Below are 14082 nucleotides of genomic sequence, written 5' to 3'. Positions count from 1 at the left end.
CTTCTGGAAGTGGGTGCTAGTGAGCGACGGCGGCAGCGCCGTGCTCGTCGATCAGCTGTCCGGTCTCGAAGCGGTCCAGCGCGTACGGGGCGTTTAGCGGGTGCGCTTCCCCGGTCGCGATGGTGTGGGCGAAGGTGTAGCCGGCCGCGGGGGTTCCCTTGAAGCCACCGGTGCCCCAGCCGCAGTTCACGTACATCCCCTCGATCGGTGTCGGGGACACGATGGGGGAGGCGTCCATGGTCACGTCGACGATGCCGCCCCAGGTGCGCAGCAGATGCGCCCGGGAGAAGATCGGGAACAGTTCGACCGCGGCCGACATCTGCTCTTCGATGACATGGAAGGCACCGCGCTGGCCGTAGCCGTTATAGGGGTCCACGCCGGCACCCATGACCAGTTCGCCCTTATGTGCCTGCGAAACGTAGACGTGGACGTGGTTGGACATGACCACCGTGGGGTGGACCGGCTCGAAGAGCTCGGAGACCAGGGCCTGCAGCGGGTGGGACTGGATCGGCAGGTCGAAACCCGCCATTTCGGCCAGGACCGAGGAGTGTCCTGCCCCGCACAAGCCCACCTTGTCGGTGAGGATGCGTCCTTGGCTCGTCTCGACGCCGACCACGCGGTTGCCGTCCTTGACGAATCCGGTGACTTCGCAGTTCTGGATGATGTCCACGCCCATCTCGTCGCATTTGCGGGCGAAGGCCCAGGCGACGTGGTCGTGCTTGGCGATGCCGGCCCGCGGCTGGTAGGTCGCGCCCATGACCGGGTAGCGGATGTCGTCCCCGGTGTTGATGATCGGGCACAGCTCCTTGACCTGGTTCGGCTCCAACCATTCGGCGTCCACCCCGTTCAGGGCGTTGGCATTGACCCGGCGTTTGGAATCGCGCACTTCCTGCAGGGTGTGGGCGACGTTCATGACCCCGCGCTGGGAGAACAGGAAGTCGTAGTCCAGCTCCTCGGGCAGGCCCTCCCAGAGCTTGAGCGAGTGCTCGTACAGCGCCGCGCTCTCGTCCCAGAGGTAGTTCGAACGGATGATGGTGGTGTTCCGGGCCATGTTGCCGCCGGCCAGCCAGCCGCGTTCCAGGATGGCGATGTTCGTCATTCCATGGTTCTTCGCAAGATAGTAGGCGGTGGCCAGGCCGTGTCCGCCGCCGCCGACGATCACTGCGTCATAGGAGGGCTTGGGTTCGGCATTGCGCCACAGGAATTCAGGGTGCTCGGGCAGCAGATCGGCCATGATCAGGCTCCAATCGTGGAAGAGAGAAGGGGAAGTTCCGGGTAGAGCGGGTGGGCGGTGGCCAGGGCGGTGACCCTGGCCTTCAACGCGTCAAGGACCGCCGCGTCGGCACCGCCGTCGGCGGTCCCGGCGATCAACGCCAACGCGATGATGTCGGCGACCTCGGTAAAGGCCGCCTCCGAGAAACCACGGGTGGCCAACGCCGGGGTCCCGATCCGTAGCCCCGACGTCACCATCGGAGGCCGCGGATCGAACGGGACCGCATTGCGGTTGACCGTGATCTCGATCTTCGCCAACAGGTCCTCGCCTTCCTGGCCATTGAGGACCGAATCCCGCAGATCCACCAACACCAGGTGCACATCCGTGCCCCCGGTCAACACGCTGATCCCGCACTCGGCGACATCTGCGGCCGTGAGGCGTTCGGCCAGGATCCTCGCCCCGGCCAACGTGCGCGCCTGGCGCTCGGCGAACTCTTCGGAGGCGGCGATCTTGAACGCCACCGCCTTGCCGGCAATGACATGCTCCAACGGCCCGCCCTGCTGACCGGGGAACACCGCGGAGTTGATCTTCTTGGCGATATCGGCCTCGTTGGTCAGGATGATCCCGCCGCGCGGGCCGGCCAACGTCTTATGCGTGGTGGAGGTGACCACATGGGCATGGGGCACCGGGGAAGGATGCAACCCGGCAGCGACCAGACCGGCGAAATGGGCCATGTCCACGAACAAGTAGGCGCCGACCTGATCGGCAATGGCCCGGAAGCGTTCGAAGTCCAGCTGGCGCGGATACGCCGACCAGCCGGCCACGATCATCTTGGGCTGGTGCTCGATCGCCAACGCCTCGACCTCGTCCATATCGATCCGCAGATCGGATTCGGAGACCGAGTACGGGACGATGTTGTACAGCCGTCCGGAGAAGTTGATCTTCATCCCGTGGGTCAAGTGACCGCCATGGGCCAGGTTCAGGCCCATGACCGTGTCCCCGGGACGGATCAACGCGTGCATCACCGAGGCATTGGCCTGGGCGCCCGAATGCGGCTGGACGTTGGCGAAACCGGCCCCGAAGAGGGCCTTGACCCGCTCGATCGCCAGCGACTCGATCACGTCGACATGCTCGCAGCCGCCGTAGTACCGGCGCCCGGGGTATCCCTCGGCGTATTTATTGGTCAGCACCGAGCCCTGGGCTTCCATGACCGCCTGGGCGGTGTGGTTCTCCGAGGCGATCATTTCCAGACCGTCCTGCTGGCGGGCCAGCTCGGCATCGATCCGCGAAGCAACCTCGGGATCAAGCTCCGCCAACGAAGTCGTCAATGACTTCGCTGAGACCTGACCTGTGGTGGCGATGGTCATGGGTACTCCTTATCCGCACTACGTCGACAACTGATATATCTCTTGTGTTCCATATCGTATGATGGAGATCACGGTCGGTCAAGGGAAAGTTTTTACCCGCTGGTAATGTAGTCGCGGGCCCAGGAAGCAGGAGGAAGTCGATGGACATGGTGACCGGAACGGCACCCGTTGCCGAGTCGCTGGCGGAACGTTCCTATCGGGTGTTGCGCGATCGGTTGATCATGCTGGACATCGCCCCCGGCGCCCCCATCAACGAGGGGCTGCTCTCGACGGAGCTGGATATGGGGCGCACCCCCATCCGCGAAGCACTGAAGAAGCTCGAGACCGACCGGCTGGTGCACTCCTTTCCGCGACGCGGCACCTTCGCCACGATGGTGGACATCAAGGACCTCGCGGCCATCTCGGAGATCCGTCACCTCCTGGAGCCGCTGGCGGCCGAGAAGGCGGCGCTGAATCCGAACCCCGCGCTGCGTAAGCAGCTGGCCGATACGGCGGCGGCGATCGAACAGCTGGACGAGGACCAGGACCGCCGGGCCCTGATGGAATACGACCTGGAGGTCCACCGGCTGATCTACCGGGCGGCGGAGAACCAGCACCTCGAGGAAACGTTGGTGCGCCTGGACAACCTGGCCACCCGCATCTGGTGCCTGGTGATGGACCGGCTACCGAGCATCGCCGGCCACATCCAGGAGCACGCCTCGCTGTTGCGGGCCATCATCGCCGGGGATCCGGTGGAATCGCGGCAGCTGGCCGAAGAACACGTGCGTCACTTCGAGTCCACCATCCGCTCGATCCTCTGACGCTCCCGCGCCGACCGGAAAGGCACCACCCCACACGACAGGGGTGGTGCCTTTTTTGGTATCGGCCGCCGGGTCGCGCGGTCTGGTGGGCAATTTGAGGACTTCCGGCCAAAGCCTTGACAGTGACCCCTGCCACAAATAGCGTATGTGCAACAGCGTTGCAGTGAGTGCAACTTCAAACTTCTTTGGTGGTCCCTCATGAATCACGAAAAAACACCCGAAGCGCACGGTGAGCCTCATCAGCCGCCGTCAGTACTGACGCACCAACACGAATCCGGCGTCAAGCCCCGCACCGCCTTCAGTGGTGGACCGGGCGAGGAGACCCCGGCCTCCATCCGCAAGACCCGCAACAAAGTCGTTGCGGCGAGCTTCATCGGCAACTTCGTCGAGTGGTTCGACTACGCCGTCTACGGCTACCTGGCGGTGACCATCACCGCAGTGTTCTTCCCCGAATCGGATCAGCAAACCGGTCTGCTGCTGACCTTCGGCCTCTTCGCCGTCTCCTTCTTCGTCCGCCCGCTGGGCGGCTTCATCTGGGGGCACCTGGGTGATAAGTTCGGCCGGCGGCTCGCCCTGTCCTGGTCCATCCTGATCATGTCCGCCGCGACGTTCTGCATCGCACTGATCCCCGGATACGCCACCATCGGGTTGTGGGCCCCGATCCTCCTGCTCATCATCCGCGTCATCCAGGGCTTCTCGGCCTCGGGGGAGTACGCCGGGGCCGCCGCCTTCCTGGTGGAATATGCCCCGCCCAAGCGTCGTGGCCTCTTCGCCGCCGTCGTCCCGGCCAGTACGGCCACCGGACTGCTGCTCGGTTCACTGCTGGCAGCCTTGCTGACCGGTCTGCTCTCCACCGATCAGATGGAAGGCTGGGGCTGGCGCCTGCCCTTCCTGCTGGCCGCTCCGATGGGACTGATCGGACGCTACATCAGGACCCGGCTGGAGGATTCCCCGGCCTTCCGGGCCCTGGAGGCCGAAGACGACACCGAAACCACCCCGATCAGGGACCTCTTCCGCGACCATTGGCGTCAGCTCGTGCAGGCCATCGGCGCCGTGCTCCTGAACGCCGTCGGCTTCTACATGCTGCTCAGCTACATGCCCACCTACCTCGCCACGGAAGTCGGCCTCGATGAATCGAAGTCCTACCTGGCGACCACGGTGGCACTGTTGACCTACATCGGCTTCATCTTCGTGATGGGCATGCTCTCGGACCGGCTGGGACGCAAGAAGGTGCTGTTGACCGCCTCAGTCCTGTTCGTGATCTTCACAGTCCCGCTGTTCATGCTGCTGGACACCGGGAACTTCCTGATCATCGTGCTGGTGCAGATCGCACTGGGCGCGATGCTGACCCTCAACGACGGGACGCTGCCCAGCTTCCTGGCGGAGATGTTCCCCACCCGGGTCCGGTACACCGGATTCGCTGTCAGTTTCAACCTCTCCAACGCGATCTTCGGCGGAACGGCCCCCTTCGTGGCCACGTTCCTCATCGGCTTCACGGGCAGCGACCTGGCCCCTGGCTGGTACCTCATGGGAGCCGCCGTCATTGCCCTGGTGGCCGTCGCCTTCTCGGCGGAAACCAGCAAACAGCCGCTGAAATAGCGGCTCCTAACCTTCCTGACGAACCATTGATCCACCACGATAAAAAGGAGTCCATTGTGACCACCGAAGCATCCACCAACGCCGTCTCCGGACTCGAACGCCTGAAGGTCCTGCACAACGGGGACAAGGTCTCCCTGACGTTCTCGGACGCCGAGTTCGAGCGCCGCCTGGCCGGGCTGCGGAAGATCATGGCCGAGAAGGACCTCGACGCCGTCGTCCTGACCAGCTACCACTCGATCAAGTACTACTCGGACTTCCTGTTCACGTACTTCGGGCGTTCCTATGCCATGGTCGTCACCGCCGACGACACCTGCACCATCACCGCCAACATCGACGCCGGCATGCCGTGGCGCCGCAGCTACGGCGAGAACATCGTCTACACCGACTGGCGTCGTGACAACTTCATCCACGCCATCCAGGAGTCGCTGCGCCAGCGCAACGTCACCGTCCGCCGGCTCGGGGTCGAAGACGACACCCTGCCGCTGGACAACCGCAATAAGATCCAGGCGGCCTTCGAGCGCGCCACCCTGGTCGACGTGGCCCAGGCGGCCATGTTCCAGCGCATGATCAAGTCGGCCGAAGAGATCGAGGTCATCAAGCACGGGGCGCGTATCGGTGACATCGGTGGTGAAGCCATCAAGGCCGCCATCCGCGAGGGCATCTCCGAATACGAGGTCGCCCTGATCGGCACCGAGGCAATGGTCCACGAGATCGCCCGGACCTTCCCGGATTCCGAGATCCGTGACACCTGGGTGTGGTTCCAGTCCGGGATCAACACCGACGGGGCCCACAACTGGGCGACCACCCGGAAGCTGCAGCGAGGGGATATCCTGTCGCTGAACTGCTTCCCGATGACCTCGGGCTACTACACCGCGCTGGAGCGCACCTTGTTCCTGGGCGAGCCTGACGAGCGGTCGCTGGAGTTGTGGAACGTCAACGTCGAGGTCCACCGTCGTGGTCTGGAGCTGATCAAGCCGGGGGCCGTCTGCAAGGACATCGCCGCCGAACTCAATGAGATCTTCGTCGATCGTGGGCTGCTGGCCAACCGCACCTTCGGCTACGGACACTCCTTCGGCGTCCTGTCGCACTACTACGGCCGTGAGGCGGGCCTGGAACTGCGTGAGGACATCGATACCGTGCTCGAACCGGGCATGGTGGTCTCCATGGAACCGATGATCACCGTGATGGATGGTCAGCCGGGGGCAGGCGGCTACCGTGAGCACGATATCCTCGTGGTGGACGAAAACGGTGCCGAGAACATCACCAAGTTCGGGTTCGGCCCGGAAAACAACATCATCCCCTGCTAGAACGCACGGGGAACCGGGGCCACTGAGGACCCGGTGGCTGCTGGTGGCGGACAACTGCTCCGCCACCAGCAGCTGCAACCTTGGAGGGACGAAAAGATGACGGCTCAGACACGTGAATCGGAGGCGGGGGAGCCCCGCAGTTCTTCCGTGATCGTCAACGTCATCGACGTCCTGCGCTGTTTCACGGTCGATGATCCGCTGCTCGGGGTCACCGAGATCGCCACCAGCGTGGGACTGCACAAATCCAGCATCTCGCGCATCCTGTCCACCTTGGAGCAGGAACGCATCGTCGAACGCGACGAATTATCGCGCAAGTTCCGCTTGGGGCTGGGGCTCATTGCCGTGGCCGGCCCGCTGCTGGCCAATCTGGATGCCCGGCGCATCGCCTACCCCGTGCTGCAGGAACTGGCCGAGACCACGGGGGAGACGGCGGCCCTGAACATCTGGGACGGCGCCGAATCGGTGTCCGTCGAACAGATCCCCAGCCGCAAACAGGTCAAACACACGTCGCCCATCGGCACCCGGTACGGCACCCCGTTGAGCGCCTCCGTCCAGGTGTTCTTGGCCTACCAGGAAGAATCAGTCGTCCGGGAACTGCTGTCCAGATCAAGGGCCGAGGAGCATGACCCAGCGGGACCGCAGGACCTGAAGACGTACCTGCGTCGACTGGAGACGGTGCGGGAGCGTGGCTACGCCTGCAATTACGGGGAAACCTCCCATGAAGAGGTCGGGGTCGCGGCACCGATCATGGGGCATCGCGGGGAAGTCGCCGCGGCTCTGATGGTCGCCGCCCCGCTCTACCGCATCCACGATGCCGAACTGACCCGGCTCGCGGAGGCCTGTTGTCGGGCCGCCGCCCGGATCAGCCGGCGCATGGGCGGCCAGCCCGAATAACGCCCCGCACCACCCACCCACACCGGAAGGCACGGAAGCAGTCATGAGCGTTGAACGTCGCGGAGAATTCGCCTTCGACTACCTGTTGCATGAGGGCACGGCCCCGACGAAGGTCCAATTCCACTTCCTCGAGGAACTGAACCTCCCCGTGGCCATACAGACCTGGGAGCTACCCGTCGGGGGCAGCGAGGGGATGCACCGCCACGACGGGGAGCAGGCCCTCGAGGAGTTCTACCTCGTGGTCGAGGGAAGCGCGCGCATGCACCTGGGCGACGAGATACTTGAACTGGAGGCCGGGGACACGGCACTGGCGCCAGCCGGGGTGGACCATGACCTGATCAATGCCGGTGAAGGCCCCCTGAGGATCCTGACCGTCTGGGGCACCCCCGGCGCGGCGGACTTCTCCTCCTTCGGCTCCGCCCGTGCCTCGAAGGAAGCCCGCGCACTGGCCGCGGACCGGACGAAGGGCCCTTCCGGGACACCGCCGAGCCGCTAGGCGGCCCGCCACGGCCGGGAGGGGAATCGGCCGGGCACAAGTCTTGCCAGCCACGGGGGCGGATGCTGGAGTGGGGGCAACGGTTCCCTACGGAGAGGCAGTCCATCATGACCGGAGAGATTTCATTCATCGAATTCGGGGCCGGGGACGCCGCGGAATCCGCACGGTTCTATGCCGCGCTCTTCGGGTGGCGGAGCGAACCCGGCCCGAACGGGCCCGATGCCGGCTACCAACTGGATGTGGCCGGCACCCCGGGTGGCCTCCATTCCGGGGATCCGGGGGCGGCGCCCTACGTGTTCTTCGCCGTGGAGCAGATGCAGGCCGCCTGCGATCGGGTCGTTGAACTCGGGGGGACCGTCGACCCGATGGACCTCAACGGCGATGCCGGCTACCGGGCCACCCACGGACTATTCACGCTCTGCCGGGACCAGCAAGGCTCCCCGTTCGGCCTGCATCAGCGGCCCGCCGGTTAGGGCCATCGGCCCCCGACGGTGCACGGACCCGCCCCGACGATGGTGTGTCCCGCGCCATGTCCGGGCTACGCTGGCCGCATGACAGAGCATGACCAGCGGGAGTTCGACGTCATCGTCGTCGGTGCCGGCCTCTCCGGACTGGTGGCCGCCACCGAAGCCACCGACACCGGACGGAAGGTCCTGCTGATCGACCAGGAACCGCAATCCAACCTCGGCGCCCAGGCCTGGTGGAGTTTCGGCGGCCTGTTCCTGGTGGACAGTCCCGAACAGCGGCGCCTGGGGATCCGTGACAGCGTCGAGCTGGCCCGGCAGGACTGGTGGGGCACCGCCGGCTTCGACCGGCCGGAGGACCATTGGCCCCGGGCCTGGGCGGAGGCCTACGTCGACTGGGCGGCCGGGGGCAAGCGCGCCTGGCTGCACGAGCTGGGGATCAGGTTCTTCCCCGTCGTGGGCTGGGCCGAACGCGGAGGCCACGGGGCATCGGGCCCCGGGAACTCGGTGCCCCGCTTCCACATCACCTGGGGTACCGGCCCCGGGCTCGTGGAACCCTTCGCGAACAAGGCCCTGGCTGCGGTGTCCTCCGGGCTGCTCACCGTACGCTTCAGGCACCGCTTGGACTCATTGGTGGTCCGGGGCGGCGCCGTCACCGGGGTCCAGGGACAGGTGCTGGCCCCCTCCAACTCACCCCGCGGCCAGGCCAGCAACCGGCAGGAGGTGGGCGACTTCGAATACCTGGCCCCCGCCGTCGTGCTGTGTACCGGGGGGATCGGCGGCAACGTCGAGAAGGTGCGGGCCGCCTGGCCCGAACGGCTGGGGGACCCCCCGGCCCGGATGATTTCCGGGGTTCCCGCGCACGTCGATGGCCGGGGGCTGGATATCGGTGCTGCCGCCGGAGGGCACCTGATCAACGGGGACCGGATGTGGCACTACACCGAAGGGATCATGAACCACGGCCCGGTCTGGGAGAACCACGGCATCAGGATCCTGCCCGGACCCAGCTCGCTCTGGATCGATGCCGTGGGCCGACGCCTTCCGGCACCGCTGTGGCCGGGATTCGACACGCTGGGAACGCTGGAACATCTGCGCGGCACCGGTCACGACCATTCGTGGTTCATCCTCAACCGGCGCATCATCGGCAAGGAGTTCGCGCTCTCGGGATCCGAACAGAACCCCGATCTGACCGGCAAGGACATCGGTGCGGTGCTGCGGCGGGCCCGCACCGCAGTGCCGGATCCGGTGCAGGCCTTCCTGGACCGCGGCAAGGATTTCATCCAGGCGGACAGCGTGGCCGAGCTGGTCGCGCGGATGAACCGGCTCGCAGGAGGGGACCTGCTGGATGCGGAGGCCATCGAAGCCGAAATCATCGCCCGCGACGCCGAAGCCTCGAACCGATTCAGCAAGGACCCGCAACAGATGGCCGTCCAGGCGGCCCGCAGCTATCTCGGTGACAAACTGATCCGCACCGTCGCCCCGCACCGTCTGCTGGATCCGAAGGCAGGCCCGCTGATTGCCGTGAGGCTACACATCCTCACGCGCAAATCGCTCGGGGGACTGGAAACGGATCTGGACTCACGCGTGCTGGCCCCCGGCGGCCGGGCGGTCCCAGGTCTCTATGCCGCCGGGGAGGCCGCGGGATTCGGTGGCGGGGGAGTCCACGGCTACCGGGCCCTGGAGGGGACATTCCTGGGAGGCTGCCTCTTCAGCGGCCGGGCCGCCGGGCGGGCCGCCGCCGGGCGGTGAACGGCGCAGAGGGGGACCAGGTCCCGTCGGTTGCGTGATCCCGACGGGCCGTTGGACCCGGTGCTAGTGCCTGGCCCAATACGTCGTGCCGATGACCAACGCGTACACCCCGAAGACAACCCCGAGGTACATGGGGCTGAAGACGTGGCCGGAGATGATCGATTGCAGGACCGCATAGGCCAGGAAAAGCAGCAGGATGCCGATCCCCGCAACGACGTACTCCACGCCGTGGTGATGATGGTGGGCGTGGGCGACGCCTTGATGATTCATAGAATGTCCCATACTTCGAACATACGCCGGTGCCGGGGGAAGAACCATAGCTAGACTGGGGGCCGCGAACGCACGCCGCCGCACGCCGGCCCGGGATCGACCCGCCTGATCAAGATTGCCTCGAGGTACCCAAATGACTGAGCAGAACCCATACGACCCCGCCCCATACCCCGGGCCGCAGGGCCAGGGCGGGTATCCCCACCCGTACCCGGGACAAAACCCGTGGTACCAGCAGCCACCGGCAGCCTCCGGGTTGACCAAGGCCGCGATGATCATCGGCATCGTGGCGATCGCCTTGGCATTCATCCCCGTCGTGGGGTTCATCTCCTTCATCCTGGGGCCACTGGCCCTGGTCCTGGGGATCATCGGGCTGGTGAAGCGGGTTCCCCGCAAGGGCTTCGCACTCACCGGGGTCATCACCGGTGCCGCGGCACTGATCGTCTGCATCATCTACGTGATCATCGCCGTCGCACTGGCCAACGTGGTCCAGAACGGGATGGGCGAAACCGCGCCCTATACCTACTCGGTGACCGGGGACGGCGCCTACACCGTCGACTACACCGCAGAGAACATCACCTCGGAGAAGACCGAAGAGATCCCCGGCGGCGAGTTCACCAAGGACGTCACGGCCAATTCCATGCTGGGAACGCTCACGGCCCACAACGCCGCGGGCAGCAGCGGGGATCTTTCCTGCACGATCAGCAAGCCGGACGGCAGCGTCGTCGCGAAGGATTCGGCCTCGGGCGCCGGGGCCAGGGTCGCCTGCCTGACCGGCGAAGGCTTCAATAAGTAGGGCCCGCCGTCCTGCCGGGGCGGGAGACGCTACCGGCGATGGCCCTTGGCCCGGCGGGCGGCCACGCGTTCCTCGACGATCGCGACGGCCGTTCCGGCCGAGGTCCGGGGGCCCGTGGCCAGATAGACCGGCGCCTCATGGACGGGCCGGACCTCGTCGTCGTACCGATAGGGCAGGTAGCTGCCGCCCGAGCGGCGCACCAGCAGCACCCCGGCGGCGACATCCCAGGGGTTGGTGTCGAAGCCCAGGGTGATATCGGTCCACCCGGCCGCGACATGGGCCAGGCCCAGGGCCCCGCTGACGGTCCGCCGGACGGTGGCGTACCGGGTGACCAGGGTGCCGAAGGCCTCCAGGGCTGCCGGTCCGTCGAGTTCGAGGGCCTCCGCCGAGGGGTAGTCGGTCATGAGGCTGGACGCGGTTTCCTCCGGTGTGCCGGACGGTTCCAGACGATCCCCGTTCAGCCAGGCGCCTTCGGCATTGGCGGTGAACATCAGCTCGGCGACGGGGTCATAGACGACGCCGGCGAGTAGTTCGCCGTCCAGTGCCGCGGCAATGGATACACAGAAGAAGGCGACGCCGTGGGCGAAGTTGCTGGTCCCGTCGATGGGATCAACGATCCATTCGATGCGGCCGGTGCCCTGATGCCCTCCCTCCTCGCCGAGGATCCGGCTATCGGGGCAGGCGGCGAAGATGTGGGCGGAGATGGCCTTCTCGCTGGCCTGGTCGAAGGCGGTGACCAGATCGTGGGCGTTGGCCTTCTGGCGGGCTTCGGCCCCGGAACGGAAGGCCCCGCGCAGCAGCGGGCCGACGCCCCGCGCCGCGTCCTCCGCGATGCCACGCAGATGTTCGGCCAGTTCCAGGGGGTGCTCGGGGGTATCCACCCGGTCAGCCTACCGGGCTCAACTTTCGTCGAGCTGTTCCGGCTGCTCGCCCAGGATGAAGTGCCGTCCGGAGATCGACGTGGGGGTGATCTCGATCCAGAAGTCCTTCAATGTCTGTACCCAGGGGTCCACCCCGGAGGCCCGGGCGGTCTTGATCTCCGCTTCGGTCTCCAGGATGCGTGCGGTGCCCTGGATGATCACCGACCAGGCCTCGTCGCTGAGGATGCCGTCGGATTGGAAGGCGACCTTCGGGTTCACCGTCAGGCCCGAGAGCTTGGAGCCGGCCGCCGAACGCAGGTAGATCCGCTCATTGGAGGCCCCGTGGTTCACCGGGGTGATGTAGGGGACGCCGTCGAAAGCGGTGGCGAGGCGCCCGTGTTGGCTGTGGCCCAGGAGCTTCCAGCACTGGTCTTCGTCCAGGATCAGGACCGGTTCGTCGTCTGCATGGGTGAACATCATGCCCCTATTCTTCTACGGCATGTAGAAAAAATCCAGTATCCGCCGGGACTTGTTGACGCGCGGGCGTGAAAGACTGGCGATATGTCATCACGCAAAGCAGAATCGTTGCGACAGCACCTGGGGGTCAGGCTCGAGGACGCCTGGCATGCGTTCCGCGAGGCGAACGGTCGTGAACGTGGCATGGTTCCGACCGTGCTGCCCTTCAGGGGGTACGGACGCTCCGAATCCGCTGAGGGCGGGTGGGTCCGGATCCTGGCACGGATCGTCGTCGCCTCCCCGCGGCCGTTCCGCCATGGGGTTCCGCGGTCCCGCGTGGTCGCCGATGGCGTCCGGGGGTGGAGGAACTTCATTTCCCCGCCCATCCCGTATGCCGAGGCCACCGTCACCATCGCCGGAGGGGAGCATCTGGTCCGCGCGGATCGTGGGGGAGTCCTGGATGCCCGCATCGCCACGAGACTGGGGCCGGGCTGGCATACCGTCACCCTGAGCGCCGAGGGCTCGGCCGAGGTCAGGGCCCGGGTGTTCGTGGTCGATGCCTCCTGCGAATTCGGTCTCCTGTCGGATGTGGATGACACCGTGGTGGTCACCGCCCTTCCGCGGCCGTTGTTGGCCGCCTGGAACTCGTTCGTCCTCGACGAGCATGCCCGGGTGGCCACCCCCGGCATGGCGGTGATGATGGAGCGGGTCTTGCGTGGACGCCCCGGCGCCCCCGTTTTGTACCTGTCGACCGGAGCCTGGAACGTCGCGCCGACCCTGAGCCGGTTCCTGGCCAGGAACCTCTTCCCCGAAGGACCCCTGCTGCTCACCGACTGGGGGCCCGTGGAAACCGGCGCCTCCGGCGGCCGCTGGTTCCGCTCCGGTGCCCAGCACAAGGTCGACCAACTGCGCCGTCTGGCCGAGGAGTTCCCACAGGTGAAATGGCTGCTCATCGGCGATGACGGCCAACACGACCCGGAGATCTATGCGGGCTTTGCCCAGCGCTACCCGCAAAACGTCAAGGCCATCGTCATCCGCCAGCTGACCCCCTCCGAGGCGGTCCTCGCCGGCGGCCGTTCGCAGCGGACGGTGAACTCGACGCCGGGCATCGACTGGGTCTACGCCCCCGATGGGGCTCATATCCTCTCCGAGCTGCAACGGCTGGGCATCGTCTCCGACGAGGAACAGCACGTCGAGCACCAGGAGCGTCGGCGGTTGCGCCAGCAGTGGCCGGAAGGAGAACCACAGGGAGAGCAGGAAGAACAGGAGGTCCACGCCCGATGAGCGGACGGAAACTGCAGGTCCAGGTCCCGATGCGGTGGGGCGACATGGACGCCTACGGGCATATCAACAACGTCAACCTCGTGCGCATGATGGAAGAAGCCCGCATCGCCGGCTTCGGCGTGCCCGGGGGGACGGGCAAACCGGGCACCGAATCGACCGCGGAACTGTTCTCCAGCGTCCCGGTCAACACCCAGATCCTCGTGGTCGAACACCGGGTCAGGTATCTCAGCCCGCTGGACTACCGCAATGTCCCGGCGGAGGTCGAGATCTGGCTTTCCCGGGTGAAGGCGGCCAGCTTCGACGTCTGCTACGAATTCCGCGACCCGATCGAGGGGAGCCTGTGCGTGCGGGCGACCACCACGTTGGCCTTCTTCTCGGTGGAGGACCAGCGGTTGTTCCGGCTACCGGCCCGGCAGCGGGAGGAAATGCAGCAGTTCCTCGGCGAACCGGTCTTCCCCTGAGGCCCGGGGGCCGCTGAAGTAACCTCTTCGCCCGTGGCGTACGGAGTTTGCGTTGCCTGCGCGCTTGGG

At 66.2% G+C, this 14082-nt stretch carries 15 protein-coding genes; 10 read left to right on the top strand and 5 right to left on the bottom strand.

The annotated features are described in order from the left end of the window. Nucleotides 1-16: 16 nt before the first annotated feature. Together ACT3UE_RS03430 and glyA are read right to left on the bottom strand one after the other, a co-directional pair. Nucleotides 17-1234, bottom strand: coding sequence for a sarcosine oxidase subunit beta family protein (locus tag ACT3UE_RS03430; protein WP_444555534.1), 1218 nt, complete (start codon nt 1232-1234; stop codon nt 17-19). Nucleotides 1235-1236: 2 nt separating this feature from the next. Further along, nucleotides 1237-2580 (bottom strand): serine hydroxymethyltransferase, encoded by a 1344-nt coding sequence (gene glyA / locus ACT3UE_RS03425; protein WP_444566270.1) that lies wholly within the window; start codon nt 2578-2580, stop codon nt 1237-1239. 140 nt (nt 2581-2720) lie between these two features. Here glyA and ACT3UE_RS03420 point away from each other — a divergent pair, with 140 nt between their 5' ends. The 7 genes from ACT3UE_RS03420 (at nt 2721) to ACT3UE_RS03390 (ending at nt 9889) form a co-directional block, all read left to right on the top strand. Next, nucleotides 2721-3380 carry a GntR family transcriptional regulator gene (locus tag ACT3UE_RS03420; protein WP_444566269.1) on the top strand — a complete coding sequence of 220 codons (660 nt, stop codon included), beginning with the start codon at nt 2721-2723 and terminating at the stop codon, nt 3378-3380. Between the two features lie 198 nt (nt 3381-3578). Next, nucleotides 3579-4979 carry an MFS transporter gene (locus ACT3UE_RS03415; RefSeq protein ID WP_444555015.1) on the top strand — a complete coding sequence of 467 codons (1401 nt, stop codon included), beginning with the start codon at nt 3579-3581 and terminating at the stop codon, nt 4977-4979. 56 nt (nt 4980-5035) lie between these two features. Then, nucleotides 5036-6286 (top strand): M24 family metallopeptidase, encoded by a 1251-nt coding sequence (locus tag ACT3UE_RS03410; protein ID WP_444555016.1) that lies wholly within the window; start codon nt 5036-5038, stop codon nt 6284-6286. Between the two features lie 96 nt (nt 6287-6382). Continuing rightward, entirely contained in the window at nt 6383-7180 is a 798-nt protein-coding gene (locus tag ACT3UE_RS03405; RefSeq protein WP_444555017.1) for an IclR family transcriptional regulator, read from the top strand. A gap of 43 nt (nt 7181-7223) precedes the next feature. Then, nucleotides 7224-7676, top strand: coding sequence for a cupin domain-containing protein (locus tag ACT3UE_RS03400; RefSeq protein WP_444555018.1), 453 nt, complete (start codon nt 7224-7226; stop codon nt 7674-7676). Nucleotides 7677-7783: 107 nt separating this feature from the next. Next, a complete protein-coding gene (locus ACT3UE_RS03395) occupies nt 7784-8149 on the top strand; it encodes a VOC family protein (protein ID WP_444555019.1) in 366 nt (121 codons plus the stop codon). A 78-nt stretch (nt 8150-8227) separates the two neighbouring features. Beyond that, entirely contained in the window at nt 8228-9889 is a 1662-nt protein-coding gene (locus ACT3UE_RS03390) for an FAD-binding dehydrogenase (RefSeq protein ID WP_444555020.1), read from the top strand. A gap of 63 nt (nt 9890-9952) precedes the next feature. On the opposite strand, the gene ACT3UE_RS03385 is transcribed toward ACT3UE_RS03390, so the two are convergent. Next, nucleotides 9953-10159, bottom strand: coding sequence for a hypothetical protein (locus tag ACT3UE_RS03385; RefSeq protein ID WP_444555021.1), 207 nt, complete (start codon nt 10157-10159; stop codon nt 9953-9955). Between the two features lie 133 nt (nt 10160-10292). Between ACT3UE_RS03385 and ACT3UE_RS03380 the strand changes: the two genes are divergently transcribed. Then, nucleotides 10293-10952 (top strand): hypothetical protein, encoded by a 660-nt coding sequence (locus ACT3UE_RS03380; protein ID WP_444555022.1) that lies wholly within the window; start codon nt 10293-10295, stop codon nt 10950-10952. A 29-nt stretch (nt 10953-10981) separates the two neighbouring features. Here the strand turns inward: ACT3UE_RS03380 and ACT3UE_RS03375 are convergent, their stop codons facing one another. Next, the gene (locus tag ACT3UE_RS03375; protein ID WP_444566268.1) at nt 10982-11833 is read right to left on the bottom strand and encodes an inositol monophosphatase family protein; all 852 of its coding nucleotides are present in this window, start codon (nt 11831-11833) and stop codon (nt 10982-10984) included. 18 nt (nt 11834-11851) lie between these two features. Continuing rightward, complete coding sequence (locus ACT3UE_RS03370; RefSeq protein ID WP_444555024.1) at nt 11852-12292, bottom strand: pyridoxamine 5'-phosphate oxidase family protein; 441 nt, start codon at nt 12290-12292, stop codon at nt 11852-11854. 81 nt (nt 12293-12373) lie between these two features. On the opposite strand from ACT3UE_RS03370, the gene ACT3UE_RS03365 reads away from it, so the two are divergent. Both ACT3UE_RS03365 and ACT3UE_RS03360 read left to right on the top strand, forming a co-directional pair. After that, nucleotides 12374-13552, top strand: a complete 1179-nt coding sequence (locus tag ACT3UE_RS03365; RefSeq protein ID WP_444566267.1) for an App1 family protein — start codon at nt 12374-12376, stop codon at nt 13550-13552. Continuing rightward, nucleotides 13549-14013, top strand: a complete 465-nt coding sequence (locus tag ACT3UE_RS03360) for an acyl-CoA thioesterase (RefSeq protein WP_444555026.1) — start codon at nt 13549-13551, stop codon at nt 14011-14013. Before ACT3UE_RS03365 ends, ACT3UE_RS03360 begins: the two co-directional genes overlap by 4 nt. Nucleotides 14014-14082: the final 69 nt, after the last annotated feature.

Source organism: Arthrobacter sp. 179 (assembly GCF_052379645.1).
In the GTDB taxonomy this organism is placed as follows: Bacteria; Actinomycetota; Actinomycetes; order Actinomycetales; family Micrococcaceae; genus Arthrobacter_H.
This window is presented reverse-complemented; position numbering and strand designations above follow the sequence as displayed.

Bases quoted from the DNA above. Each gene is read 5' to 3' on its own strand.
- ACT3UE_RS03400 (WP_444555018.1), top strand. From the start codon at position 7,224: ATGAGCGTTGAACGTCGCGGAGAATTCGCCTTCGACTACCTGTTGCAT.
- ACT3UE_RS03370 (WP_444555024.1), bottom strand. From the start codon at position 12,292: ATGATGTTCACCCATGCAGACGACGAACCGGTCCTGATCCTGGACGAA.
- ACT3UE_RS03395 (WP_444555019.1), top strand. From the start codon at position 7,784: ATGACCGGAGAGATTTCATTCATCGAATTCGGGGCCGGGGACGCCGCG.
- ACT3UE_RS03360 (WP_444555026.1), top strand. From the start codon at position 13,549: ATGAGCGGACGGAAACTGCAGGTCCAGGTCCCGATGCGGTGGGGCGAC.
- ACT3UE_RS03415 (WP_444555015.1), top strand. From the start codon at position 3,579: ATGAATCACGAAAAAACACCCGAAGCGCACGGTGAGCCTCATCAGCCG.
- glyA (WP_444566270.1), bottom strand. From the start codon at position 2,580: ATGACCATCGCCACCACAGGTCAGGTCTCAGCGAAGTCATTGACGACT.
- ACT3UE_RS03405 (WP_444555017.1), top strand. From the start codon at position 6,383: ATGACGGCTCAGACACGTGAATCGGAGGCGGGGGAGCCCCGCAGTTCT.
- ACT3UE_RS03385 (WP_444555021.1), bottom strand. From the start codon at position 10,159: ATGAATCATCAAGGCGTCGCCCACGCCCACCATCATCACCACGGCGTG.
- ACT3UE_RS03420 (WP_444566269.1), top strand. From the start codon at position 2,721: ATGGACATGGTGACCGGAACGGCACCCGTTGCCGAGTCGCTGGCGGAA.
- ACT3UE_RS03380 (WP_444555022.1), top strand. From the start codon at position 10,293: ATGACTGAGCAGAACCCATACGACCCCGCCCCATACCCCGGGCCGCAG.
- ACT3UE_RS03430 (WP_444555534.1), bottom strand. From the start codon at position 1,234: ATGGCCGATCTGCTGCCCGAGCACCCTGAATTCCTGTGGCGCAATGCC.
- ACT3UE_RS03365 (WP_444566267.1), top strand. From the start codon at position 12,374: ATGTCATCACGCAAAGCAGAATCGTTGCGACAGCACCTGGGGGTCAGG.
- ACT3UE_RS03390 (WP_444555020.1), top strand. From the start codon at position 8,228: ATGACAGAGCATGACCAGCGGGAGTTCGACGTCATCGTCGTCGGTGCC.